This window comes from Rhizobium sp. P1_E6, assembly GCF_056405875.1.
The window spans coordinates 1-26,296 of record NZ_JBFUBG010000091.1; the positions used below are offsets into that span (position 1 = coordinate 1).

22 protein-coding genes are annotated in these 26,296 nt (G+C 61.2%); 14 read left to right on the forward strand and 8 right to left on the reverse strand.

The genetic code is table 11. The features are described 5' to 3' along the window. From AC1D35_RS28845 to fba, 5 genes are all read left to right on the forward strand, one after another. The coding region (locus AC1D35_RS28845) for an LLM class flavin-dependent oxidoreductase (RefSeq protein ID WP_477941351.1) at window positions 1-1,155 on the forward strand (1,155 nt) is incomplete at its 5' end. A 12-nt stretch (window positions 1,156-1,167) separates the two neighbouring features. After that, the gene (locus AC1D35_RS28850; RefSeq protein WP_477851993.1) at window positions 1,168-2,169 is read left to right on the forward strand and encodes an ornithine cyclodeaminase family protein; all 1,002 of its coding nucleotides are present in this window, start codon (window positions 1,168-1,170) and stop codon (window positions 2,167-2,169) included. Further along, window positions 2,166-3,650, forward strand: coding sequence for an HAL/PAL/TAL family ammonia-lyase (locus AC1D35_RS28855; protein ID WP_477851991.1), 1,485 nt, complete (start codon window positions 2,166-2,168; stop codon window positions 3,648-3,650). Before AC1D35_RS28850 ends, AC1D35_RS28855 begins: the two co-directional genes overlap by 4 nt. A 5-nt stretch (window positions 3,651-3,655) precedes the next feature. After that, entirely contained in the window at window positions 3,656-4,468 is an 813-nt protein-coding gene (locus tag AC1D35_RS28860) for a phosphate/phosphite/phosphonate ABC transporter substrate-binding protein (RefSeq protein ID WP_477851989.1), read from the forward strand. A gap of 193 nt (window positions 4,469-4,661) precedes the next feature. After that, a complete protein-coding gene (gene fba / locus AC1D35_RS28865; RefSeq protein ID WP_113298765.1) occupies window positions 4,662-5,726 on the forward strand; it encodes a class II fructose-bisphosphate aldolase in 1,065 nt (354 codons plus the stop codon). Window positions 5,727-5,826: 100 nt separating this feature from the next. Here the strand turns inward: fba and AC1D35_RS28870 are convergent, their stop codons facing one another. The 7 genes from AC1D35_RS28870 to AC1D35_RS28900 all read right to left on the reverse strand — a co-directional run bounded on the left by AC1D35_RS28870 (window position 5,827) and on the right by AC1D35_RS28900 (window position 14,463). Next, window positions 5,827-7,572, reverse strand: a complete 1,746-nt coding sequence (locus AC1D35_RS28870) for a glycerol-3-phosphate dehydrogenase/oxidase (RefSeq protein WP_477851987.1) — start codon at window positions 7,570-7,572, stop codon at window positions 5,827-5,829. 12 nt (window positions 7,573-7,584) lie between these two features. Continuing rightward, on the reverse strand, window positions 7,585-9,120 hold the full coding sequence (locus tag AC1D35_RS28875) for an FGGY-family carbohydrate kinase (protein ID WP_477851986.1): 1,536 nt from the start codon (window positions 9,118-9,120) through the stop codon (window positions 7,585-7,587). 36 nt (window positions 9,121-9,156) lie between these two features. Beyond that, window positions 9,157-9,999 carry a DeoR/GlpR family DNA-binding transcription regulator gene (locus tag AC1D35_RS28880; protein ID WP_113298767.1) on the reverse strand — a complete coding sequence of 281 codons (843 nt, stop codon included), beginning with the start codon at window positions 9,997-9,999 and terminating at the stop codon, window positions 9,157-9,159. Window positions 10,000-10,133: 134 nt separating this feature from the next. After that, the gene (locus tag AC1D35_RS28885; protein WP_113308928.1) at window positions 10,134-11,081 is read right to left on the reverse strand and encodes a D-ribose ABC transporter substrate-binding protein; all 948 of its coding nucleotides are present in this window, start codon (window positions 11,079-11,081) and stop codon (window positions 10,134-10,136) included. Window positions 11,082-11,189: 108 nt separating this feature from the next. Then, window positions 11,190-12,242 (reverse strand): ABC transporter permease, encoded by a 1,053-nt coding sequence (locus AC1D35_RS28890; RefSeq protein ID WP_113298769.1) that lies wholly within the window; start codon window positions 12,240-12,242, stop codon window positions 11,190-11,192. A gap of 23 nt (window positions 12,243-12,265) precedes the next feature. Beyond that, a complete protein-coding gene (locus AC1D35_RS28895) occupies window positions 12,266-13,810 on the reverse strand; it encodes a sugar ABC transporter ATP-binding protein (protein ID WP_113298770.1) in 1,545 nt (514 codons plus the stop codon). Continuing rightward, window positions 13,807-14,463, reverse strand: coding sequence for a DUF2291 domain-containing protein (locus AC1D35_RS28900; protein WP_113298771.1), 657 nt, complete (start codon window positions 14,461-14,463; stop codon window positions 13,807-13,809). Before AC1D35_RS28900 ends, AC1D35_RS28895 begins: the two co-directional genes overlap by 4 nt. An 812-nt stretch (window positions 14,464-15,275) precedes the next feature. Here AC1D35_RS28900 and AC1D35_RS28905 point away from each other — a divergent pair. From AC1D35_RS28905 to derI, 7 genes are all read left to right on the forward strand, one after another. Beyond that, entirely contained in the window at window positions 15,276-16,847 is a 1,572-nt protein-coding gene (locus tag AC1D35_RS28905; RefSeq protein WP_477851984.1) for an FGGY family carbohydrate kinase, read from the forward strand. A gap of 35 nt (window positions 16,848-16,882) precedes the next feature. Further along, window positions 16,883-18,394 carry a glycerol-3-phosphate dehydrogenase gene (locus AC1D35_RS28910; RefSeq protein WP_477851982.1) on the forward strand — a complete coding sequence of 504 codons (1,512 nt, stop codon included), beginning with the start codon at window positions 16,883-16,885 and terminating at the stop codon, window positions 18,392-18,394. A gap of 10 nt (window positions 18,395-18,404) precedes the next feature. Continuing rightward, window positions 18,405-19,337, forward strand: a complete 933-nt coding sequence (locus AC1D35_RS28915) for a sugar phosphate isomerase/epimerase family protein (protein WP_477851980.1) — start codon at window positions 18,405-18,407, stop codon at window positions 19,335-19,337. 69 nt (window positions 19,338-19,406) lie between these two features. Further along, a complete protein-coding gene (locus AC1D35_RS28920; protein WP_477941361.1) occupies window positions 19,407-20,342 on the forward strand; it encodes a sugar-binding transcriptional regulator in 936 nt (311 codons plus the stop codon). A 94-nt stretch (window positions 20,343-20,436) separates the two neighbouring features. Continuing rightward, window positions 20,437-21,213, forward strand: coding sequence for a DeoR/GlpR family DNA-binding transcription regulator (locus AC1D35_RS28925; protein ID WP_113308933.1), 777 nt, complete (start codon window positions 20,437-20,439; stop codon window positions 21,211-21,213). Beyond that, window positions 21,210-21,995 carry a triose-phosphate isomerase gene (locus AC1D35_RS28930; protein WP_477851979.1) on the forward strand — a complete coding sequence of 262 codons (786 nt, stop codon included), beginning with the start codon at window positions 21,210-21,212 and terminating at the stop codon, window positions 21,993-21,995. Before AC1D35_RS28925 ends, AC1D35_RS28930 begins: the two co-directional genes overlap by 4 nt. Further along, the gene (derI, locus tag AC1D35_RS28935; RefSeq protein ID WP_113298778.1) at window positions 21,992-22,447 is read left to right on the forward strand and encodes a D-erythrulose-4-phosphate isomerase; all 456 of its coding nucleotides are present in this window, start codon (window positions 21,992-21,994) and stop codon (window positions 22,445-22,447) included. The genes AC1D35_RS28930 and derI overlap by 4 nt, the downstream gene beginning before the upstream one ends. Window positions 22,448-22,683: 236 nt before the next feature. Here the strand turns inward: derI and AC1D35_RS28940 are convergent, their stop codons facing one another. Beyond that, the gene (locus tag AC1D35_RS28940; RefSeq protein WP_477851978.1) at window positions 22,684-23,358 is read right to left on the reverse strand and encodes an SGNH/GDSL hydrolase family protein; all 675 of its coding nucleotides are present in this window, start codon (window positions 23,356-23,358) and stop codon (window positions 22,684-22,686) included. 106 nt (window positions 23,359-23,464) lie between these two features. Here AC1D35_RS28940 and AC1D35_RS28945 point away from each other — a divergent pair, with 106 nt between their 5' ends. Together AC1D35_RS28945 and AC1D35_RS28950 are read left to right on the forward strand one after the other, a co-directional pair. Continuing rightward, complete coding sequence (locus tag AC1D35_RS28945) at window positions 23,465-24,496, forward strand: LacI family DNA-binding transcriptional regulator (RefSeq protein ID WP_477851977.1); 1,032 nt, start codon at window positions 23,465-23,467, stop codon at window positions 24,494-24,496. A gap of 26 nt (window positions 24,497-24,522) precedes the next feature. Further along, window positions 24,523-26,124, forward strand: a complete 1,602-nt coding sequence (locus AC1D35_RS28950) for an FAD-dependent oxidoreductase (RefSeq protein WP_113508145.1) — start codon at window positions 24,523-24,525, stop codon at window positions 26,122-26,124. Window positions 26,125-26,296: the final 172 nt, after the last annotated feature.

Below are 26,296 nucleotides of genomic sequence, written 5' to 3' on the forward strand. Positions count from 1 at the left end.
GTGGAGGACGCCGCCGCCATCCGCGAGCGCAATCCCGAGATGGCAAGCCAGGCGGCGCGCTCGACGGCTTTCGAGCCGTTGAGCCTGCTTGCCGCCCTTGCCGTCAACACCACGCATATYGGCCTCGTGGCGACCGCATCGACGACCTATAACGAACCCTACGGCCTTGCCCGCACCTTCGCCTCGCTCGATCAGTTAAGCGGCGGCAGGGCAGGGTGGAACCTCGTCACGTCGGCAAGCGAGCTCGAAGCGGAGAATTTCGCAAGCAGCGGGCTTCGGCCGCACTCCGAGCGTTACGAGCGCGCCGAGGAATTCGCCGATGCAGCACTCGCGCTCTGGGACGGTGTGGAGGAGGCGGCCTATCTGCCGCAGGGCGGAGCGGCCTTTGCCGATCGCGCCAGACTTCATCCGGTGTATCATCGTGGCAAGCATTTCACTGTAGAGGGCGTGCTCGAAAGCCCGCGTTCGGCGCAGGGTCGGCCAATCATGGTGCAGGCCGGTGCCTCCGACGTTGGCAAGGAACTTGCCGCCCGCACGGCAGACGTGGTCTTCGCCGCCTCTCAGACGCTTGCCGAGGCACAGGCTTACTATGCGGATGTGAAGTCGCGCCTTGCCAAATACGGGCGCAGACCCGACGACATCAAGATCATGCCCGGCATATCGCCAATCGTCGGCGCGACGGAACCCGAGGCGAAGGCAAAATACCGCGCGTTGCAGGAACTCATCCCGGACGCCGTTGGCGTCGCCCTGCTTGCAAGCTATCTCAGCATTCAGGACCTCTCGGCCTATCCGCTCGACGGGCCGCTGCCTGACATGCCGCAGACCAACCTCATCCAGAGCCGCCAGCAGCTGATCATCGATCTCGGCAGGCGCGAGAACCTTTCAATCCGCGAACTCGCACGTCATTTCGCCGGCGCACGCGGCCACTGGCAGGTTGCCGGCACGCCGGCGCAGATCGCCGATGCGATGGAGGAACGCTTTGCCGCAGGTGCTGCCGACGGCTTCAACGTCATGGCGCCGCTCTTTCCCTCGGGGCTCGAGGATTTTGTCACCCACGTGGTGCCGGAACTGTGCCGCCGCGGCCTTTTCCGCGAAGATTATGACGGCCGCACGCTTCGCCAGAACCTCGGCCTCAGCGCGCCGATTAAACGATAAAACGAGATGACAATGGACCCTATCTATATCGACTATCTGAACGCCTTCGACATCGAGGCGCTTGACCTGACCAACGATGAAATCCTGGCGGCGATCGAAACCTCGCTGGCCGCCCAGGGCAGGGGTCAGACGGTGATCGAACCGCGCGTTCATCTTGAGCCGGATGCAAGCTTTCACGGCCATTTCAACGTGTTGCGCGGCTATGTGGCACCGCTCGGCCTTGCCGGCGTGAAGGTCGTCGGCGACTATGTCGACAACTACAAGCTCGGTTATCCCTCCGAATTCGGCGTGCTCAACCTCTTCGATCCGCGCACCGGCGTGCCGAAGGCGATCCTTGATGCAACCGTCATCACCGACATGCGCACCGGCGCCGTCACCGCGCTCGGCGCCCGGCATCTCGCCCGGAAGGGCTCGAAGGTGCTCGGCCATATCGGCGCGCGCGGCACGGCCTACTGGAATGTCCGCCTGCTCGATCATCTCTTCGATTTCGACGAGATTCGCGTTCATTCGCGCCGGCCGGAAAGCCGCGATGCCTTCGGCGCCAAGCTGGAGGCCGACCTCGGCAAGAAGATCAGAGTGGTCGACAACTGGCGCGATTGCGTGGAGGGCGCCGATATCGTCGTCGAGGCCTCGCGGCTATCGCAGCCCGAACCGCTTCTGAAGACCGAGTGGATCAAGAAGGGTGCCTTCGTCGTGCCCTACGGCACGATGAGCGCCATTGAACTGTCGCTGACCGACATCATGGCCAAGCTCGTCGTCGATGACTGGGGTCAGTGCAAGACCGGTAAATTCGGCTCGCTGCGCGCCCATGTCGAGACGGGCAGGCTTTCCGAGGAGACGCTGCATGCTGAACTCGGCCAGGTCGTTGCAGGCTTGAAGCCGGGCCGTGAGAGCGATGACGAGACGATCCTGCTCTGGCATCGCGGCCTGTCGCTCAGCGACATCGCACTTGGCCACGCGCTGCTTTCGAAGGCCCGCTCGACCGGTATCGGCCAGAGGCTGCGCTTCGCATGACGGAAATCCTGCTGACCGGCTCCGGGGTTACCATTGCCGACATCGCAGCGATCGCCCGCGGCGATGCGCTGGTCGAGGTTTCCGATGCAGTCCGTGAACGATTGATTGCCGCGCGGCGCATCCTGGAAGGTGCCGCAGCGGCCGGCCAGCAGATCTACGGCATGAACACCGGGCTCGGCGCCAATCTGAAGACAGCGGTGACTGGCGATTTCGAAGCCTTTCAACTGCAACTGATCCGCGGCCGTGGCATGGCGGTCGGTGAAGCGCTGCCGCGCGATGTGACACGTGCGGTCATCGCCGTCAGGCTCTCGATGCTGGCTGTCGGCGGTTCCGGTATTTCGCTGCCCGTCTTCGAGGCGCTGCTTGCCTTGCTGAATGCCGGCGTTCATCCGGTCATGCCGTCGCTCGGCTCAATTGGCGCGGGTGACCTTGTCCTGCTGTCTGCCATGGCTCGCGCCCTGGTTGGCGAAGGAAAAGCCGAATATCGCGGCATCATCTATTCGGCGAACGAAGCCCTTGAGCTTGCGGGCCTGGTGCCTGCAAGCTTGCAGCCGAAGGACGGCATATCGATTCTCAATGCTTCAGCGGTCTCTGCCGGCCAGGGCGCCCTCGTCCTATACGACGCCAAACAACTGCTCGATGCCCAGCGCCGGGCGGCTGCCTTGAGCTTTGAGGGCCTTGCCGGCAATCCGCTCATCCTGTCGCCTGCCATACAACGCGCCCGTCCAGCGGTGGGCCAGGCAGACGAGGCCCATCGACTGCTGCAGATGCTCGAGGGCTCGACCCTTTTCGAGGCGAGCGCCGCCATCCAGGATCCGCTTAGCCTGCGCTGCCTTGCACCCATCCATGGAACACTTGCCGATGCGCTGTCGAGGGCCGTCGAGGCCGTCGAGATCGAGCTGAATGCCGCCGCCGACAATCCTGTCGTGCTGGTGGAGGAACAGCAGGTGCTGTCTTCAGGCAATTTCCAGACGCCGGCGCTTTCGCTTGCCTTCGAAACGCTCGGGCTCGCGGTCGCTCAGGCCGCCGCGGCATCGGCCGCACGATTCATTCAGCTGACGGGCTCGCCCCGCAACGGCTTGCCGCGCTACCTCTCCCCGGTCGGCGGTCCATCGGCCGGGTTCGTGCCGATGCAGAAGACGGTTGCTGCGCTGATGGCCGATATCCGGCACAAGGCCAATCCTGTCATGCTCGACTTCCTTGCCGTGTCGGAAGGGGTCGAGGATCATGCAACGCAATCGGCCCTTGCCGTGCGCAAGCTCGGCGAGATGTTGGAGCTTTGGCGCTTGCTCATTGCCTGCGAGATGCTGGCGGCAGCCCAGGCCGTTGATCATCGCTCCGGCCACCGCTGCGGACAGGGGACGAGAAAGACTCAAGCCTTCGTTCGAGGCCTCACGCCGGTCATGACCGAGGATCGTTCGCTCGGTGAAGATGTGGCCGTCCTTGCCTCTCGCCTGCTCGGCGAACAGTACGGCGAGTAAAGAGCATGCATCTTGCCAGCCTTGCAATGTACGTCACGCCGCAACCGCTTGCGGACGCCACCGCCGAACTCTGGTCGTTCCTTCGGCACCATCTTGCGCAGGCCAGGCTTTCGGATCTGCCCGAAAGCCTCGATGTCACTGTCCCCTACGACGAGGCCTGGCTTCGTGAGGACCTGCTCTTTTCCCAGACCTGCGGCTATCCCTATGTGAAGCGATTGCGTCGCAAGGTGCGCCTCGTTGCAACACCGGTCTACGCCCATCCCGGCTGCGACGGACCGCTGATGCGCAGCTTCGTCGTCGTGCGCCGCGATTCTGGTTTTGCTTCCCTGCAAGACCTAAGCGGTGCGATAGCCGCCATCAATAGTCCCGACAGCAATTCCGGGGCGAATCTGCTCCGAGCCGCAGCTGGTCCGCTTGCCCGTAGTGGCCGCTTCTTCGGTGGCACTGTCGAAACCGGCAGCCATGGCGGGAGCATCGATGCTGTCTCGGACGGCAGGGCCGATTGCGCCGCAATCGACTGCGTCACGTTTGCCAATCTCCTGCGTTTCACACCCACTCGCATCGAAGGCATCCGCATCCTCGCCGAGACACCCGCAACACCAGGTCTGCCTTTCATTACCGGAGGAAAGGTTTCGGACGCGGATGTTGCTTTGATGCGCGAGGCGCTTGTCGCCGCGATCGCCGCACCATCGCTTTCCCGTGCGCGCGACATTCTCGGCCTCGTCGATGTCGCGATCCTTACGGATGCCGACTACGAGCCGGTCCTGTCGCTTGCCCAAAGGGCGCTTGAGACCGGTTACAGTGACTGGATCGATTGAAGCCTTCAAAGACGCCGACTCATAAGCCCGGTTTTTCGCCCGGCACAGAACCGAACGTGCAAATGAAGAACAATGAATCACCAGATTTGTGATATTGTGATTTATACTTGTTCCGATTTTGTGATTGTGCGATCCTTCCAAAGACGGAAGCCAACGATTTCGACGTGTCTCACGTGTGAGGGGAGAGTGTTCAATGGCGCGCATCACGCTCAGGCAGTTGCTGGATCACGCGGCGGAGGAGGGCTACGGCGTTCCTGCATTCAATATCAATAATATGGAACAGGCGCTCGCCATCATGGAAGCCGCAGATGCGGTCCGCGCGCCCGTCATCATGCAGGCATCGCGCGGCGCGCGCGCCTATGCCCATGACATCATGCTTAAACACATGATGGATGCGGTCGTCGAAATCTACCCGCATATCCCGGTTTGCGTGCATCTCGACCATGGCAACGATCAGGCGAGCTGCATGACGGCTATCCAGGCGGGCTTTACCTCTGTCATGATGGATGGCTCGCTGAAAGCCGATGCGAAGACACCCGCCGACTGGGATTACAATGTCGACGTGACGAAGAGAGTGACCGAAATGGCGCATTTCGGCGGTATTTCCGTTGAAGGCGAACTCGGTGTGCTTGGCTCTCTGGAGACGGGCATGGGAGAGGCAGAAGATGGGCACGGCGCCGAAGGCAAGCTGTCTCACGACCAACTGCTGACCAACCCGGACGAGGCGGTGAAATTCGTGCGCGAGACACGGGTCGATGCACTGGCGATTGCCATGGGCACCTCGCACGGCGCCTACAAATTTACGCGCAAGCCAGATGGTTCGGTGTTGGCGATGAATGTCATCGAGGAGATCCACCGCAAGCTGCCGAACACGCATCTGGTCATGCACGGCTCATCGTCGGTGCCTATCGAGCTTCAGGAGATCATCAACAAATATGGCGGTCGGATGGAACCGACATGGGGCGTGCCAGTCGAAGAAATCCAGCGCGGCATCAAGAACGGCGTTCGCAAGGTGAACATCGACACTGACGGCCGGATGGCCATGACCGGGCAAATCCGCCGGGTCTTGCAGGAAGATCCGAGCGAATTCGACCCACGCAAATATCTGAAGCCGGCGATGGCGGCGCTGACTAAGCTTTGCAGAGAGCGCTTCGAGCAGTTCGGCACGGCCGGCATGGCGGACCGGATCAGGCCGCTTCCGGTTTCGGCGATGGCGAAGCGTTACGCATCCGGCGCGCTCGATCCGGTCTTCTCTTAAAGCGTATCGCGATCTTCAGATCCGCCTGCCACGCTTTAAGTCCTGTTTTCTTCATGTTGCGCAACACTGCTGCACACTTTTGTGCGACATGCTTCAGATCTCATCGGCTGAGGGGGCGGGCGCTTTTTCCCGGCTCGATATCCGGCCTGCCGGCGGCCAGTGTCTGGCCGTGAAACGCCTTGAGCAGAGAAACTACGTCATTGATCTCATACTCGACACGCGGAGCATCCCAGCCGAGCGCTTTCGCGGTGATGCCGGCAATATCCGTCAAGCCTTCGTAGGTTAGCCGGCCCTCGATCGCGATCGTCGTGCGGCGCAGAACGATATCGGCGAGGTGGATCACCAACTCGTTGCGCGCGATCCAGCCGATCTCCTGAAAACTGAAGTGTTCGGCCCCCGATAGGCGTCGCTCGTCGGAATGATCGGAGGGGAACATTGCCACCGCCTCGGCGGTCGTCCCGTAGCGGTTCAAAAGCTGTTCTGCGCGCGCGGCCGTCATGCCTGCAGCCGCCGCGATCCTGTCCACGAAGACCCGCCTCGCTTGCGCGTCGGCCGGAAATGCCTTTCCACCGCCGATCGGGATGTAACGGGTCGATTGCTTGCGCGAGCGCTCCAATCGGGAAAGAACGGTGTCGGCAGCCTCTTCGGCAAAACCGCGAAACGTCGTCCATTTGCCGCCGACGAGGGACATAATGGCAAAAGGCCGCTTGCCATCCGCTTCGATGATGGGGGCCGAATGGTCGCGGCTGATCAGGCCCGGCGCTGTTCCGTCGGAGGCGGGAAGCGGCCGGATGCCGCTGTAGGTATAGACGATCTGGTCGCGATCGAAGCGCAATGTCGGAAGCAGCGATCGCAGGCTCTGGAGGAAATAATCGATTTCGGGTTCCTCGCAGCGCACAGTGTCGGGATCCCGGCTCGGGATATCCGTCGAGCCGACGAGCGCCAGCCCCAGATAGCCGTAGACCAGGCAGATGCGGCCGTCATCGGCTTCAAAATAGATCATATGGCCGTTCAGGCTGCGCACCAGTTCGGGATGATCGATCAGGATATGCGAGCCCTTCGTGCCGCCGATCAGATGCGAGGGGGCGCCGAGCGCTTCATTGACATGATCAATCCACGGGCCTGCTGCGTTCACGACGAGCCTGGGGCGTACTGAGAGTTCCTCTCCGTCTTCCTTTCGAAAGCTCAGGCGTCCTTCTGTGCAAGCGGTCAGCGTGGCGAAATTTGCGGCGACACAACGCGGGTTCGCCTCCAGCCCATCCTTGACGAGTTCGTAGACGAGGCGCTCCGGTCGGCTGATTTTCGCATCATAGTAGATCCCGCCGGCAACGATTGCCGACGTCACATGTGGCATTTCCTGCCGGGCCTTCTTTTTCAAGATCAGCCGATGCCGCGGCATCATGCGATCACGCGAGCCGAAGAAGTCGTAAAGGGAAAGACCGATCTTGATGAGAACGGCTCCGCGGCTGCGGGGCGCGGTCTTGGAGCCGAGCAACGTTCGCAGCGCGGCCCAAATGCCGCGTGTCCAGGAGAAGACCGGAATGAATGTGGGAAGCGGTTCGACGCAATGCGGTGCGTTTTTCAAAAGCAGATTGCGCTCCAGAGTCGATTGGGCAACCAGGCCGAATTCTCCGGTTTCCAAATATTTCAGTCCGCCGTGGATGAGGCGAGACGGCGCCGCGCTCGTGCCGGAACCGAAGTCCGATTTATCGACGATCATGCAATTGACGCCCTGCAGCGCAAGGTCACGAAACAGGCCGGCGCCATTGATGCCTGCTCCAAGGATCACGACATCAACGTCGTTCTCGCGGGTGTCCGGGCTATGCTCAAGCGTGTCGAGGGTCATGGTGCTGTCGTCCTAAACTGCGGCCTCTGCCGCGCTGTCCTGCGCAAGGCCGGCGATCTTTGGCCAAAGCGGCTTCATAACTTCCGCAACTTCCAGGAAAAGCCGGTAGCGTCTTTCATAGTCGCGGCTGCGGGAGGGATCCGGGCTGCAGGTCTTGCCTTGCTTGTCTTTCGTTGGAGCGCTTTGTGGGTCCGGGTAGATACCGGTGCTCGCGCCGGCGCAAAGCGCCGCCCCCCAGGCGGCCGCTTCATCGGTGCCGGTCACCGTCACCGGCATTGCGAGCACGTCGGCAAACATCTGCGCGACCGCGGGGTTGCGCGACACGCCGCCGGCAAGTCGCGCCTCCTGGAAGACAAAGCCGTCGCGCAGGGCATCGATATGGATACGATGGTTGAACGCAATGCCCTCCATGACCGCCCGCAGCATGTCGCCGCGGTCATGCCAGCCGCCAAGCCCGAAGAAGCTTGCGCTTGCCGATGCGCCATAAGGAGAGCCGAAGAGATAGGGGTGGAAAAGCACCGGCGACGGGCGGTCAAAAGCCGCGTCGATCTCGGATGCCAGCAGAGTGTGAATGGACGTACCCTTGGCTTCGCAGTCCGCCCATTCGCGGCCGCACAGCTTTTCGATGAACCACTCGTAATTGGCGCTCGATGCGGGCGAAATCGACATGCTGTTCCAGACGCCCGGCGCAATCCCATTGCGGCAAAACCAGCGCCGATCGACGCGCGGTTCGAAAGACAGCGTCTCATTGATCGAATAGGTTCCGGCAATGACGGCAACGACACCATCGGCATAACCACCCGCACCGAGCGCCGAGGCGGTCACATCGTGCAATCCGGCAGCCACGGGCGTGCCTTCCACGAGGCCCGTCAAGCGCGCCGCATCGGCTGTAATTCGTCCGACGATCTCATCCGAGCGGGCGGCGGGCGGCAGAGCTCTTACAAGCGCCTGCAAACCGAACAGGCGCAGGGCGTTCTCGCTATAGTCTTGTGTCTTCACGTCGGTGAACGAAGTGCTCGCTTCGGTGCGATCGGTACCGATGGTGCCGGTCAGGCAAAATCGCAGCCAGTCTTTGCAGCTCATGAGGTGGCCGATCCGTTCGAACCGTTCCGGCTCGTGGTCCCGGATCCAGGCCAGCAGTGCCGACGGGGCGGAGACATGCGGCACCTGACCTGTAAGCGCAATCGCCTCGTCGGCGACCCCATCCTTCGTCCATTGATCGACGATATCACCCGCGCGGCTGTCCAGCGATACGATGCCGTTGCCAAGCGGCTCCTGCGATTGATCCAGCACGTAAATGCCATCGCCATGCGCCGTTGCGGCCACAGCCTGGATATCGCTTGCCGGACGGCCACTGAGGACGATCGCCTCGCGGATCGCCTCGGCCGTCGCGGTCCACAATTCGCGCATGTCCCGTTCCACGAAGCGCGGCCTGGGGATGAGCTGGCTAACGCGTCGCCGGGCGACGGCGATGGGCGTGCCGTCGATATCGAAAATGACGGCCTTCGTGACAGTTAGGCCACTATCGATCCCGAGCAGACTCGGCATGCGCATTCACCTTTCTATCGCGACCGGGCGATCCGGTCACGCGCGCCCGTTGCCGGTCCTGGCAACGACGACGTTGATATCCTTGGAGCGCATCCGGTCGATGTGCATGGGCAGGGTCTTGTCGTCGACGATGACGACGTCGAATTCGTCGAGCGCCGCGAAGCTGTGAAGCGCGCGCCGTTCGAACTTGGTGTGGTCGGCAAGCAGGATGCGTTTGACGGAACAGTCGAACATGGCGCGCTTCGTATCGACGGTCTCGGGCGACTGATGCAGCACGATGCCGTCGTTGATGGCGGACATGGAGATAAAGGCGACGTCAGCCCGCAAACCGTTGATCTCCTTGATAGTCATGCGCCCCATGAAGGCATTGCACCAATTGTAGTACTGGCCACCAAGTGCCAGCAGGGTGACATCGTGCATGCCGGTCAGCGCATTCATCAGCGTCAGTGAATTGGTGATGGCGGTGATCGGCACCTTGGAAGAAAGATGCGAAGCCATCTGCAATACGGTCGTCGAATCGTCGAAAAAGATCGCCTGTCCCGGTTCGACGAACTGCATCGCCGCCTCGGCGATCACTTTCTTTTCCAGCGCCTGCCGGCTGGAGCGGTAAACATCGCTGGATTCGATGAGATTGGTGGCCGCCGCAGTGACGATGCCGCGGGTCTTCCTGAAGATGCCGCGGCTGACGAGTTCATCCACATCGCGGTGCGCCGTCATCAGGCTGATGCCGAAACGATCTGTCAAATCCTCGATCCGCATCGAACCCTCGCTCATCACGGCCTCCGCGATCATGCGTCGGCGCGCGACCTGGCGTGTCTGGCGGCTGTCGCTGGTCAGTTCGTCCAACAGTTCATCGCCCTGATTGGTCTTCTGTGTCACGGGTCACCCTTGTCGCTGAATTCGATACCTCGGCTTCGTATCGTGATTGCCATGCCAAGGCAAAGAAGGCGAAAGCGGCTTGATGCGATTGAAAGGGTCGAGGAGGGCGCCCGGGTTGGGCGCCCTCGTTTTCACTACTGGGCCAGAACGAACGGGCCGGTATACTTGTCGATATTGTCCTTGGTGATCAGCAGGCAATCGAACAGCTGCTTTTCACTCTTGGCGCCGGTGCTGCCCGTCTTGATGACGCTGTCAGCCTGCTTTACGGCCTCTTCGGAGAAGACGGCAACGGGCTGCAGGACGGTGTACTGTAACTCGCCTGCCTTGATCGCTGCGACCGCATCCGGCGAGCCGTCGAAACCGCCGACCTTGATATTGGCGAGCTTGCCGGCTTCTTTCAGCGCTGCGATGGCGCCGAGCGCCATTTCGTCATTGCCGGAGATTACGCCGATAATGTCAGGGTTGGCCTGCAGCATGGACTGCATCTTGTTGTGACCCTGGGTGCGATCCCAGTTGGCGACTTCCTTGGCGACCTTCTGAAGATCGGGATACTGTGTCAGGACGGTTTCGTAGCCGTTGGAGCGCGTGGCGGCGTTGTTGTCAGACGGTGCGCCCAAGAGTTCGGCATACTTGCCCTTGTCGCCTACCGCTTCGACCCACTGCTGCGCGCCGATCGCGGCGCCCTGGGCGTTGTTCGAAACGAGCTGCGCCTTGGCGAGGCCTTCCTGGTTGATTTCGGCATTGACGAGAATGACCGGGATACCGGCGGCAACCGCCTTCTTGATCGCGCCGACCGAGCCATCGGCATTGGCCGGATCGAGGATGATGGCAACCGACTTGTTGGTGATGGCCGTGTCGATCAGGTTGCTTTCGGTGTTGGTGTCGCCCTTATGCGCACTGACCGAGGCGGTGTAGCCGAGCTTTTCGGCCGTCGCCTTGGCGACGTTGCCCTCCGTCAGCCAGTAGGGGTTGGACGGATCGTTGACGATGATCGTCATCTGGCCTGCTGCCCAGGCGGAGCTGACGAGGATCGGGGCGACAGCCGCGGCTGCCAGAAGAATGCGCATGCCTTTTTTAAACATAGTCTCTCTCCCATTTGTGAGTTCAGATGCTGCCGGAAACCGGCGGTGCTTTCCGCGATCGACTTTTGGAGACCCAGCCGCCGTCGTGGACAAGTTCTGCTGCGGACGTCAGGACGATTTTGTCCGGCGCCCGTATTGGATGCTGTTCATGAGGACTGCGAGGACGATGACTGCGCCCGTGAATACGGTTTGCCAGTAAGCCGAGACGCCGATGATGACGAGGCCGTCGGACAGGAAGCCAATGACGAAGGCGCCGAGCATCGTTCCGCGCACCGTGCCGCGACCGCCCGTCAGCGCCGCGCCGCCGATGACGACGGCTGCGATCGCCGTCAATTCGTAGGTCGTGCCCGCCGTCGGACCGGCAGAGGTCAGCTGCGACGACAGGACCAGACCGGCAATTGCCGCGCAGACGCCCGAAAGGACGTAGACGATGACCTTGACGCGCTTGACCGGCACGCCCGAGAGATCGGCTGCGCGCTCGTTGCCGCCAGAGGCGTAAAGCCAGCGGCCGAAAGCCGTGCGGCTCAAGACGATGCCGCAGATGATCGCGAGCACGGCGAGCACGATGACGCCGATCGGAATGCCCGCGAGACGATTGAAGCCGAGCCAGTCGAAGCCGGTATTGCCAAGCTCCGGGCGGCCGCCGAGATTGTTGTAGGTCAGGCCATTGGTCATCAGCAGGGCAATGCCGCGGGCGACATAGAGCACGCCAAGCGAGGCGACGAAGGCCGGAACCTTCAAGTAGGCGACCAGCACGCCATTGACCGCGCCGACGACGGCGCCGACAGCGCAGGTGATCACCACCACGGCCCAGACCGGCGGATAAAGAATGACGCCGAACGAACTCAGCGTCACGCCCTGCATGAGGAAGCCGGCAATGCAGCCGGCAAGCCCGAGCGTCGAGCCGACCGAAAGATCGATGCCACCATTCAGGATCACCAGCAGCATGCCGATCGCCAGGATGCCGAAGATGGCAACATGCGAGGCCATCGTCAGGAAGTTGCTCAGGCTGAAGTAATAGGGTGACAGGAAGGAGAAGACCGCGATGATGACGATCAGCGCGAAGAAGGCGCGGCCTTCCAGGATCAGCCGCACGAAATTGGTGTTGCGCTTCTGCCCGTTGGAAACTGTTTTCTTTTCTGCGATATCAGTGACTGACATAATCAGTGCTCCATAGTTCCGGGCTAGTGCGCGACCGTGGCTTCGCCGGAGGCGGCCATGATCTTTTCCTTGGTGACGTCAGCACCGAATTCGGCGGAGATTCGGCCGCGATGCATGACGATGATGCGGTGCGCAATGCTCAGGCATTCGTTGACTTCGGAGGTCGAATAGACGACGGCAAGGCCCTGCCTGGCGCGTTCGGCGAGCAGCTTGAAGACCTCCGCCTTGGCGCCGATGTCGATACCGCGGCTCGGTTCGTCGAGAAGAATGACCTTGGGTTCGGTCGCCAGCATCTTTCCGATGACCACCTTTTGCTGATTGCCGCCAGACAGCGAACCGATTGGAGCTTCTCCCCCATCGGTCTTGACGTGCACCTTGCGGATGGAGGCATCGACAAGTTCGCGCTCGCGACGCCCGGATGTGAAGAGCCCCTTCGTGAATGCGCCGATGCTGGCGAGCGACAGGTTGGAGCCGACCGTCATCGTCTGGACGAGGCCGTCGCGTTGACGATCCTCGGGCACCAGCACCAGGCCGCTTGCGATGCGCCCGGCGATGCTCAAGTGCCCGACATCCCGTCCTTCGAGCCGAATGCTTCCGCCGCTTGCGCGCAACCGTCCGGCTACGCATTCCAGAAGCTCGGTGCGTCCGGCGCCCATCAGGCCGTAGATGCAGACAACCTCTCCGGCGCGCACGTCAAGCGACAGGCGATCGACGGAATTGAAGTTCGACCCGGAGGGGCCGGGAACCGTCAGATTGTCGATCGATAGCGCAGCCTTGCCGAATTCATAGCCTTCGGGCGGGTTGCCGAGATCGAAATTGTCGCCCACCATGTTGCGGACGATCCATTCGAGATCGATGTCCTTGCGTTGCGCATAGGCTGTCATGGTGCCATCGCGCAGGACGACGGCGTGGTTGGTGATCTGCAGCGCTTCTTCAAGGTGATGCGAGATGTAGACGATCGACACGCCGCGATCGGTCAGATCGTGGATGACTTTGAAAAGCACTTCGACTTCGGTGGCGCTGAGCGCCGAGGTCGGCTCATCCATGATCAGGATACGCGAATTGACAGATAGCGCCCGGGCAATTTCGACGATCTGCTGCTGGCCGAGACGCAGATCCTCCACCTTTGTCAGCGGATCGATCTCTTCTTCGAGTTCTTCCATCAAGATGCGCGTCTGGCGCTCTTCTTCCGCAAAATCGACCACGCCGCCTTTGATGATCTCGCGGCCCATGAAGATGTTGTCGCGCACGCTGAGATTGGGTGCGAGGCTGAGCTCCTGGTGAATGATCGAGATGCCGCATTCGCGCGCATGGGTCGAGGAGCTGAAACTGATCGGCGCGCCGTCGAGAACGATCGCGCCCGACGTCGGTTGGACGACGCCCGAAAGGATCTTCATCAGCGTCGACTTGCCCGCCCCGTTCTCGCCGAAGAGCGTCGTCACCTGTCCGCGATGGATATCGAAATTGACGCCCTTGAGAGCATGCACATTGCCATAGGATTTGGCGATGTTGCGGGCAGCCAGAACCACCTCGCCAGGGGCTTCGGATGTGGAGATTGCCTCGCTCATTTGACGTCGACCTTGACCGGAGTTACGAGCCAGTTTTTCGGGTTGATCAGCTTGAACACGCCGACGACGGTTGCCGTCTTGCCATCGAGCTGGTCCGGATCGAGACCGGCGAATACGGCTTTCTTCATCTCGTTGTTGATGGCCGACCCGGCGTCCTGATACTGAATCTGATTGGTGAACTGGCCGAATTGGATCGTGCCCGTGGCATCGCGGAGGTCCGTGCCATTGACCGCAGGACCGGTCTGGACACGGACCACCGTCTCGGGAGGCAAGCCGTCGATCTTCATTTCATTGGTATTGGATTTGCGCGCGCCGAAGGTGCCGGTCAGCGTCACGGGCAAGACCGGACCGGTGCTCGTGGCAACGCCATATTTCTCGCCGGCAGCCTTCTTGTCCGCCACGATCGCCGTTGCCAGCTCAGATGCAGCCACGGCTCTCTTCTCGACATCCGCCTGGATCTGCGGAAACTGCTCGGCGCCGAAGGTTTCCGGAGAAAAGACCTGCTGCCTTACATCACTCGCTGAGCCGATCTTGACGACCTTGGTGTCGAGCGCGATTGCGCCGATGACCACGATTGCCGCAACGGCGCTGACGATGATCTTCAAATTGCCTTTGCCTGGCGCGGATGCTGCGTGAGCGGGCTGGGTGTTCATTGCTGGCGACCTCTGCGGCTGGTCGGATTTATGTCAAAAAGGGGGAAAATGGCGAAAGCCTCACGGCTGCTTCATCGAAGACGGCACGCTTCGAAAACCGCATTGCAATGCGAAAGCCTGTCAGGCCGATTCACGCCAGCGGCGTGATGATGAGCGAAAAAAATGCGCATCCGAACCTCCTTCATGCCGGACCGGCGCTTGTCTCCTCCAATCGCCTGGACCGCAATTCCTTTCAGCAGGGATGCCTGCGTGATAGGTAAATGGTGTTTATGCCAAAAATCATGTTATCAAATCGTTCGTCTGTCAACAGGTGTTTTCTGCTCTCATGCCGACAATGTGTGGCTAACAGCCTGCTTATTGGAATGGAAAAGAACGCGATCTTGAGCGCGCGCTCCAAGTGAGGAGGCATGCGCCCATTCCAATATATTGAACTAGATAATTGATTTAAAATGATAAAATAATTCGAAGCGGGTGCCGGTAGCGCGTGGCCGCCGCTGGAAAGGGGCCAGTCCGCGATCGCCGCGCATCGCATCCGTGGGTTCAATTTTATCTGAAAAAAATTTCATTGCGAGAAAAATCTTACTGGCGCAATGATATCTTTGTGTTATCTTTTTGATGAGCCCATGGAGCTTTCGAAAAGCATCGGATCTCAAGATCCCGCGGGGCGCGACTATGCGCCGGCGAACTTGCCCGTGGATTCGAAATGTGGTCGCCTGTGCCCTTTGCTGGCTGTACCGACCGGGAGGATATGAGACATGAAATCGACGCGCGTTTTGCCCCTCGCGACGCTCGACGTTGCCGGATAATCTGCGATGGACGTTAGCCACCAGGTCATCATCGGCATCGATGCGGGAACATCGGTCATCAAGGCGGTCGCCTTCGACCTTTCCGGCCGTCAGATCGCCGCCGCATCCGTTCGCAACAAATATTCAAGCGGCGCCGATGGCTCGGCTACGCAATCGCTCGCCCAGACCTGGCAGGATTGCGTCGGTGCGCTTCGCGGGCTGGGCGAGAAGCTTGAAGATCTTGCATCGCGCACCGCCGCAATTGCGGTGACGGGGCAGGGCGATGGAACATGGTTGGTCGGCTCCGGAAATCAGCCTGTCGCTGATGCCTGGCTTTGGCTTGATGCCCGCGCCGCGCCGACCGTGGTTTCACTTGCCGGCCAGGAAACGGACAGGGCGCGTTTCGAACAGACCGGCACGGGACTAAATACCTGCCAGCAGGGCGCGCAGCTCGCTCACATGGATCGGGTAGTGCCGGAGCTTCTGGACCGGGCGGAAACGGCGCTGCACTGCAAGGACTGGCTCTACCTCAATCTTACCGGTGTGCGGGCGACAGACCCTTCGGAGGCAAGCTTCACCTTCGGTGATTTCAGGACACGGCGATATTCGGCTGTCACCATTGACGCGCTCGGGTTGACGCATCGCCGCGCGCTTCTGCCCGATATTGTCGATGGAACAGAAATCAGCCATCCGCTGACGGCGGAAGCGGCGCAGGCCTGCGGCCTGCTGGCCGGTACGCCGGTCAGTCTCGGTTATGTCGACATGGTGATGACGGCGCTCGGCGCCGGTGTTCGCAGCGGTGGACGCAACGCTGCCTGTTCGACGATCGGTTCGACCGGCGTGCATCTGCGTGCAAAGCCGGTGGCTGACGTCCATCTCAACCGCGAGGGCACGGGCTACGTCATTGCCCTGCCGATCCCGGGTACCGTTACCCAGGTGCAGACCAATATGGGTGCGACGATCAACATCGACTGGCTGCTGGAGATGGCTGCCTATCTGATGGCGGAGGCCGGAAAGCCTGTCACTCATGCCGAGCTCGTCGGACGGATCGACCGCTGGTTTTCCGAAAGCCAGCCGGGTTCGGTCGTCTATCATCCCTATATTTCCGAGGCCGGAGAGCGCGGCCCCTTCGTCAATGCGCAGGCCCGGGCGGGCTTTTCTGGTCTTTCGGTTCGCCACGGGTTTCCAGACCTCGTTCGCGCGGTAGTCGAAGGGCTGGCGCTCGCGACGCGCGATTGTTACGCCGCCATGGGCGATATGCCGGAAGAGTTGCGCGTCACCGGCGGCGCGGTGCGCTCGAGTGCGCTTCGCCGCTCCCTGGCCGCCTCACTGAAGGTGCCGATCCGGCTGTCCCGCCGTGAAGAGACCGGAGCGGCAGGTGCAGCCATGATGGCTGCTGTGGCGATCGGCGCCTACAAAACAATGGATGACTGCATCGCCGACTGGGTAACGCCGCTGCTCGGCGACGCCGAAGAGCCGATCCGGGAGGAAGCTTCCCGCTTCGACCTGCTTTATTCCGCCTATGCCGATATCCGAAAGGCCATGCCCGCCGCCTGGGAAACACTGGCCAGAGCCGCGGCGATGCCGCCCACAAAATGAATCGCTGATGCAATAGGCATCCGAGGGAGCATGACATGACCGAACCCGAAATCCTGGATCTTTTCGTCATCGGCGGCGGCATCAACGGAGCGGGAATTGCCCGCGACGCCGCCGGGCGCGGCCTGAAAGTCGCATTGTGCGAGAAGGACGATTTGGCACAGGGCACCTCCTCGCGCTCGGGCAAGCTCGTGCATGGCGGCCTTCGCTATCTGGAATATTACGAGTTCCGTCTCGTGCGGGAGGCGCTGATCGAACGCGAGGTGCTGCTCACCGCCGCACCGCACATCATCTGGCCGATGCGTTTCGTGCTGCCGCACAGTCCCGAGGATCGCCCCGCCTGGCTCGTGCGGCTTGGCCTCTTCCTTTACGATCATCTCGGCGGTCGCAAGAAGCTGCCGGGCACCCGCACGCTCAATCTGCTGCGCGATCCAGAAGGCACGCCCATACTCGATCAATATACCCGCGGTTTCGAATATTCGGATTGCTGGGTGGATGATGCCCGCCTAGTCACCTTGAATGCGGTGAGCGCGGCGGAGAAGGGGGCCCTGGTGCTCACCCGCTCGCCGGCGATCTCCGCGCGCCGGGAAAACGGCCAATGGACGATCACGACGAAAAGCAGCACGAGCGGCGAGACGCGGACGTTTCGTGCCAAATGTCTCGTCAATTGCGCCGGCCCCTGGGTAACCGATATCATCAACCGTGTCGCCGGCTCCAATTCCAGCCGCAATGTGCGCCTCGTCAAGGGCAGCCATATCATCGTGCCGAAGTTCTGGGCTGGCTCCAATGCCTATCTGGTTCAGAACCACGACAAGCGTGTCATCTTCATCAACCCTTATGAAGGCGATAAGGCGCTGATCGGTACGACGGATATCGCCTATGAAGGCCGGGCCGAGGATGTGGCGGCCGACGAGGCGGAAATCGAATATCTGCTGAAGGCGGTAAACCGCTATTTCAAGGAGAAGCTGCGCCGCCAGGACGTGCTGCACAGTTTTTCTGGCGTGCGCCCGCTGTTTGACGACGGCAAGGGCAATCCGTCGGCGGTGACCCGCGACTACGTGTTCGACCTTGACGAAACCGGTGGAGCGCCGCTTCTCAATGTCTTCGGCGGCAAGATCACCACCTTCCGGGAGCTTGCCGAACGTGGCATGCAACGCCTCAGGCACGTTTTCCCGAACATGGGTGGCGACTGGACGGAAAAGGCACCGCTGCCGGGTGGAGAGATGCCCAATGCCGACTACGAGACCTTCGCCAACAGCCTGCGTGACACCTATCCCTGGATGCCGCGAAAACTCGTCCATCACTATGGCCGTCTCTATGGCACGCGCACGAAGAACCTGGTTGCCAAGGCAACGGACCTGCAAGGCCTCGGACACCATTTCGGCGGGCAGCTTTACGAGGCGGAAGTCCGTTACCTCGTCGCCACCGAATGGGCCGAGACGGCCGAGGACATCCTCTATCGCCGCACCAAGCATTACCTTCACCTGAGCGAGGCGGAGCGGGCAGCCTTTGCCGACTGGTTTGCTTCATCCCATCTTGCCGCCGCCTGAGGAGGCCTTGATGCCGCTGACGCTTTCGCTGAATACCAATCCGCTGGTGAACCGTTTTGCCGATCCGGACGACCTGATCGAGACGGTGGCGCGAGACCTGCGCATCCGTGATCTCCAGCTGACCCATGAATTCATCAACCCGAGTTGGCAGGCACCGGTCATCCGCCGCCTGACCCGCCAGATGAAGGCGGCGTTGGCGCGCACCGGCGTTCGCGTCACCTCGGGCATGACCGGACCTTATGGACGGTTAAACCATTTCGGGCATCCGGATGCCGAGGTGCGCCGCTATTACGTGGATTGGTTCAAGACCTTCGCGGACATTACCGCCGATCTCGGCGGGCATTCCGTCGGAACGCAGTTTGCAATCTTCACCTACAGAGACTTCGACGACGCGAACCGGCGCGAGGAACTGATCAAGATCGCTATCGACTGCTGGTGCGAAGTCGCAGAGCATGCCAAGGCTGCGGGTCTTTCCTACGTCTTCTGGGAGCCGATGAGCATCGGCCGCGAATTCGGCGACACGATCGAATCCTGCCTTTCGCTGCAGGCTCGACTGACTGCCGCCGATATGGCGGTGCCGATGTGGATGATGGCGGATATCGACCATGGCGACGTCACTTCCGCCAATCCCAACGACTTCGATCCCTATGCCTGGGCGCGGGCCGTGCCGAAGCTATCACCGATCATCCATATCAAGCAGAGCTTGATGGACAAAGGCGGTCACCGGCCGTTCACCGCCGAATTCAATGCCAAGGGCCGAATTCAACCCGCTCCGCTGTTGGACGCTTTCGCGACAGGCGGGGCCGATGACAATGAGATCTGCCTCGAGCTTTCCTTCAAGGAACGTGAGCCGAACGATCGCGAAGTTATCGCGCAGATTGCTGAAAGCGTCGCCTTCTGGGCGCCGCATATCGACACGGGCGCCGCAGACTTGAAGATATGATCCGGCGATTTACAAAGGCTGGTTGTTATCGGGCGGAATCGCCGGCGAAGAAATGGGAAAGGTGCGGCGATGACGGATGCTGATGATACGCTTGCAGTGCGGGCCGCCTGGCTTCATTACGCCGGCGGACTGACGCAGTCTGACGTTGCCCGGCGCCTCGGCATTCCCTCGGTCAAGGCGCATCGGCTGATCGCGCGGGYCGTCGCCGATGGCGTCGTCAAGGTCACGATCGACGGCGATATCGTCGAATGCGTCGAACTGGAGGCGCGTCTCGTCGAGCGCTTCGGACTGCAATATTGCGAGGTCGCGCCCGATCTTGGCGAAGAGGGCCTGCCGCTACGCGCGCTCGGTCATGCAGGCGCTGGCTATCTGAAGCGCGAAATCGAACACGGTGACCACGCAGTCATTGGTCTTGGCCACGGCCGCACGCTTTCGGCTGCCGTTCAATATATGCCGCGGACGACTGCCAAGGATATGCGCTTCGTTTCGCTGCTTGGCGGCCTCACGCGAAACTACGGCGCCAATCCCTATGACGTCATGCACCGTATCGCGGAAAAGACCGGCACACATGCCTATGTCATGCCGGTTCCCTTCTTCGCCAACACCGCCGAGGACCGGGAGGTGCTGAGAGCGCAACGCGGCGTCAAGGAAGTGTTCGATCTCGCCAATGACGCCGACCTGAAGCTCGTCGGCTTGGGGACGGTAGATGCCGAGGCCCAGCTTGTGCTCTCCGGCCTGGTCGAGCCGGGTGAGATCGAGGACATCGCCGCCRCCGGCGGCGTCGGCGAAATCCTGGGTCACTTTTTCAATGCAGATGGGCAGATCCTCGATACGGCACTGACCGGACGAACCCTTTCGGCATCTTTCCCGACGACGAAGAAGGAGCGCCTCGTGGCCCTGGCAGGCGGACAGGCCAAGGTGGCCGCCATACGAGCCATCCTGCGAAGCCGCCGCCTTCACGGGCTCATTACTGATGAACGGACCGCGCAAGCGCTCCTGGATTGATGGTAGCCACATATTTTGGCTCATAATCACACCTAATTATGTTGAAAATTCACATTGCAGATGTTATATTGTTATTTAACTGGGATTGAGACGTATGAAACGAGAAGAGCGCCAGCAACTGATCGTCAATCTGCTCGTCGAGGATAAGACCGTCGATGTGGACGATCTTGCCGAGCGCTTTTCCGTCTCGAAGATGACCATTCATCGCGACCTCGACGACCTCGAACAGGCAGGTGTGCTGCGCAAGGTGCGCGGTGGCGCCACGATTGACGCGGGAACACAGTTCGAGAGCGATTTTCGCATTCGCGAACGTCAGGGTGGTGAGGCCAAGGTTGCCATGGCGCAGGAAGCGCTGTTCATGGTCGAGCCCGGCATGACGATCATGGTCAACGACGGCTCGATGGCAGCAGTTTTCGGTGAGATGTTGCTGCAGAAACGCCCGCTGACGGTGATCACCAACAATGCAGCGATCATGGAGCGGTTGAAGGGCGAAAACGGCATAACGCTGATTGCGCTCGGGGGCATCTATTCCGCAAAATTCAACGCCTATTTCGGCGTCGTTACCGAAGAAGCGCTGTCGCGCCTGAGAGCCGATATCGCTTTCATCTCGACGCCGGCGGTCAGCGGCGGGCTCGCCTACCACATGGACGACAATGTCGTTCGCGCCAAGCGGGCGATGATCTCGTCTTCGGCCAGAAGCTGCCTGCTGGTCAACCACCAGCGCATCGGCCACACGGCGTTGCATGTCATGGCGGATCTCGCCGATTTCGACACTATTATCACTGATAGCGCGCCGGCGGCCGCTATCCTCGACGAATTCGATCGGGCGGGCATCAAGCTCACCATCGCTCCGGCACAGGATCAGGCATGACTGAGAAACCGCGCTTCTGGATTGGCACCAGCTGGAAGATGAACAAGACGCTCGAGCAGGCCGAGCATTTCGCCCGCGGGCTCGAGGCGGCCGATGCCGCGCGCGATTCCATCATCCAGCGCTTCGTGATCCCGTCGTTTACCGCCGTGCGAGAGGTCAAGCGCATGCTTGCAAAGACCTCCGTCAAGGTCGGAGCGCAGAACATGCATTGGGCGGACGAGGGCGCCTGGACGGGCGAGGTTTCCCCCTTGATGCTGAAGGATTGCGATCTCGATATCGTCGAGCTTGGGCATTCCGAGCGCCGCGAGTTTTTCGGAGAGACGGATGAGACGGTCGGGCTGAAGACGGAGGCAGCGGTTCGCCACGGTCTGATCCCGCTGATCTGCATCGGCGAAACCCTTGCCGACCGGGAGAGCGGAAAAGCTGCCGAAATCCTTGCAATCCAGGTGCGTGGGGCGCTTTCGAAGCTTTCCGACGTACAGAAATCGGCGGAAATCCTCCTAGCCTACGAGCCCGTATGGGCGATCGGCGAAAAAGGCATTCCGGCAACGGCGGATTATGCCGATGCGCGCCAGGCCGAAATTATCGCAGTCGCCGAAGCGGCGCTCGGGCGGAAAATCCCCTGCCTTTACGGCGGGTCGGTCAATCCGCAGAACTGCGAGGAACTGATTTCGAGCCCGCATATCGACGGGCTCTTCATCGGCCGTTCCGCCTGGAATGTCGAGGGCTATCTCGACATCCTTTCGAAATGCGCCGCCAAACTCCAAGGAGAAAAACGATGAAGCTTGCAATTGCTGGAGACAGCGCCGGCGAAGGTCTCGCCAAGGTGCTCGCCGAACACCTCAAGGGCCGTTTCGACGTCCATGAAGTGTCACGCATCAATGACGGGCTCGACCCGTTCTATGCCAACCTTTCGGATCGTGTTGCCTCGGGCGTGATCGATGGCACCTATGACAAGGCCATCCTGGTCTGCGGCACCGGCATCGGCGTCTGCATCTCGGCCAATAAAGTGCCCGGCATCCGTGCCGCTCTGACGCACGACACCTATTCGGCCGAACGTGCCGCTCTTTCCAACAACGCGCAGATCATCACGATGGGTGCTCGCGTCATCGGAACTGAGCTCGCTAAGTCGATCGCCGACGCATTCCTCGCTCAGACATTCGACGAAAACGGCCGTTCGGCCGGTAATGTCTCCGCAATCGATGAGCTCGACGCGAAATACAGCGCGCGTTGAGAGCAGGACGCAAGCGGCCGGTCATCCGCCGGTCGCTGTGCGCATCAGCCATCACTATCACCTGAGTTCCGGCGATGGGGTGCGGTCGTTGCGCGGGCCTATCACACTATGACCCGTTAGGGTTGCTCGGCCGTGCTATGTGAGTTGATGCGGATCGCCCCGAAATGGCGGATCGGGGGAAGCTTTGCTCTGCGGTGTCACGCGCGATCCAAAGTCGCCTCGATGTGTAAAAAAGCCTAGTCCAATTTCTCATGAACGACGGCATCTCTGAACGCTTCATAGATGACACGATGACCGGCATCGTTGGGATGTGTGAAATCAGGCGAGGCCAGTGGCCCATCGCCATATGCTTTCATCCGTTCATAGACAGGAGCGTAGAAGACGCGAAAACGTTGCGCCAGTTCTCGCACGGTTCGGACGTAGACTTCAAAGCCCTGGCGTGTCTGGCCGGTGAAGCCGGTGCTTCCAACTGAAAAGCCGCCATCTGGAATATAAGGCGGACTGCCGATCGCAAGCCGTTTCGCGTGGCCTGCCTCGATCAGTTTCTCCAGCATATTAGCATAGTCACGACTGAAGTTCTTCGCGTTCATGCTCTCCGGCGCGGCCGCATAGCGCGCGTCGTTATAGCCGTAGAGGATGAGGATCGCGTCGCTATGCGGGCCGTCGAGCAGCGCCCCGGCGAAGCGTTCAGCGCCGTTTCCCGGTCGAGCTTTGCCGTCGGCAAGCAGCGATGCCTGCAGCACTGTCCCCGGGATTGCGTGATTGCGGAGGGGTAATCCATCGACCTCAGCCGCAAACAATGCCGGCCAGGCAAGATGCGGCTGGCTGGCGTTGAGTCCTGCGGTGATGCTGTCGCCGAAGAGGCGGGTCCCGGAAATCCCCAGCAATTTCAAATGCTCTGCGAATGGCATCGATCATCTCACATTTTCGCGCTTGACAGTTGCTCGGTAAATCTTGTTTATACGTATTAGCTGCTAATACGCATTAGCAGTCAAGAGGTGATCGGGAGGAACCGGTGTGGCAGGCACTAAGCGCTTGACGCAGCACGATATTGCGAAACTGGCCGGCGTCAGTCAGGCAACCGTTTCGCTTGTGCTGAACGGTGCGCCGACGGCTTTGGCGCGTATTCCGAAGGAGACCCGCGAGCGCGTCCAGCAGGTCATCCGCACCACGGGATATGTGGCCGATCCGATCGCCCGGCGGATGGCCAAGGGTCTCAATCGCATCCTCGGCGTCTTCACCTACGAGCCGGCCTTTCCAAGCGAGCAGGCGGACTTTTTTGCACCCTTCCTGCTCGGCATCGAGGAAGAGGCGCAGGCGCAGAATTATGACCTGCTCCTCCTGACCGGTGCCGGCGTCGGCCGGGAGCGCAAGATTTTTGCCGACGGTAACCGGCTGCGGATCGCCGACGGCTGCCTCGTCCTCGGCCGCGAATTCGATCGGGCCGAGCTCAAGCGGCTGGTGACTGGCGATTATCCCTTCGTGGCGATCGGCCGACGTGAGGACGCAGGCGGACCCGTTCCCTACGTCGGCGGCGATTACGCCAGCGGTACGCGGGCGCTGGTCGAAAAGGCGCGCGCACTCGGCCATGACCGGCTGGCTTTCGTCGGCCCAAGCGGCTCGGCTGAATCTATCGTTGACCGTTGGCGCGGATTTTCAGGCGCAATCACCGGGGGCGCCGAACTGGTTCTCCATGTTGATGAGGTCGGCCGAGGCGCGGCCGACACGCTCGACGCGATCGTCGCAAGCGGCGCGACCGCCGTCTTCTTCGTCGAATTGGCCGATGCGGTGCGTGTCGAAGCGGCAGCGCGCGAGCGCGGCCTGTCCATTCCTGGCGACTTGTCGGCCGTGGTGCTCGGCAGCCATGTACGGGCCGAGCGCAGCCATGTGCGGTTCACCTCCTTCGATATTCCTCGCGAGGAAATGGGGCGGCAGGCGACCGCCATGCTGGTGCGCCGCATCGAGGCCGCCGCGCCCATCGAACAAATTCTTCTGACCTGCGAACCTGTCGAGGGCGAAACCCTCGGACCAGCAAAGAAACGGACCTGATAGTGATGGACATGGCGGCAAAAGAGATGCGAGCGGATATTCTGGTGGTGGGTGGCGGCCTCGGCGGCGTCGCGGCGGCGCTTGGCGCATGCCGGGCGGGCAAGAGCGTCATCATGACCGAGGAATTCGAATGGATCGGCGGCCAGTCGACCAGCCAGGGCGTGCCTTCCGACGAACATAGCTGGGTCGAGCAATTCGGCATCACGCGCTCCTATCGCAGACTGCGCAACGGCGTGCGGCAATATTATCGCGACAACTATCCGCTGACCGAAGGTGCCCGCGCCTGGGGCGATCTCAATCCCGGCGGCGGCTGGGTAAGCCGCATCTGCGCCGAGCCGCGCGTCAGCCTGGCGGTCATGGAAGCGATGCTGATGCCCTATCGCGGCGCCGGCCGGCTCAGGGTCCTGCAGCCCTATCGTCCCGTCGCTGCCGATGTCGACGGCGACAGCGTGCGCTCCGTCACCGTCCGCCATCGCGATACCGACCGCGAGCTCGTCATCTCGGCCGATTACATCCTTGACGCCACCGAACTCGGCGATCTGCTGCCGATGACCGGCACGGATTATGTGAAAGGCTTCGAGGCGCAGTCCGATACCGGCGAGCCGAACGCTCCCTCCGAAGCGCAGCCCGACAATGTTCAGGCAGTTTCGATCTGCTTTGCAGTCGATTGCGTTGACGGCGATCAGACGATCGACAAGCCTGACAATTACGACTATTGGCGCAAATACCAGCCGCATTTCTGGGGCGGACCACTGCTCGGCTTCACCGCGCCGCACCCGCGCACGCTGGAATCCACCACGCGCAGCTTCACGCCAAATGTCGACGACAATCCACTGCTCGTCGATGCCGATCAGCGCAAGGGTGGCGGCGATGAGAACCTCTGGCTCTTCCGCCGCATCGCGGCACGGCGCAATTTTGAGCCTGGCTTTTACCAGTCCGACATCTGCTTCGTGAACTGGCCGATGATCGACTACATGGACGGAACGATCATCGACGTCTCCGAGCAAGACAAGGCGAGGCATCTGAAGGCGGCCGCCGATCTTTCCTATTCGGTCTTCTACTGGCTGCAAACCGAGGCGCCACGCATCGATGGCGGCCAGGGTTACCGGGGCTTGAGGCTTCGCGGCGACATCACCGGCACCGAACATGGCCTCGCGATGGCGCCCTATATCCGGGAAAGCCGCCGCATCAAGCCCGTCACCCGTATCACCGAGCAGGATCTCTCCCATGCGGTGCGCGGCGAAAAAGGGGCGGTGAATTATCGCGACAGCGTCGGCATCGGCATGTACCGCATCGACCTGCACCCCTCGACCGGCGGCGACAACTATGTCGACGTGCCGTCCTGCCCGTTCGAAATCCCGCTTGGCGCGCTGCTGCCGCAGCGCATGACGAACCTCATTGCGGCCGGCAAGAATATCGGCACCACCCATATCACCAACGGTTGCTACCGCTTGCATCCGGTCGAATGGAACATCGGCGAAGCGGCGGGCATGCTCGCGGCCCACTGCCTCGATAAGGGACTGAAGCCCCACCAGGTCCAGGAAAACGATGTGCATCTTCGCGACTTCCAGCAGGAACTTGTTCGAGAAGGCATCGAAATCCGCTGGCCGGTCATCTCAGCCTACTGAGCACCCATCTGCGCAACCCATCTTTGGAGGAGGAACGGGAATGAACAAGAACAGGACACTGAAATCGGCAATGGCGGCGCTTGCGCTCGCCTTGCCGCTCGCCTGCAGCGGCATCGCCAACGCACAGGATGCCGTCAACCTGCGCATGACCATCTGGAGCGCGGCAGAAGCG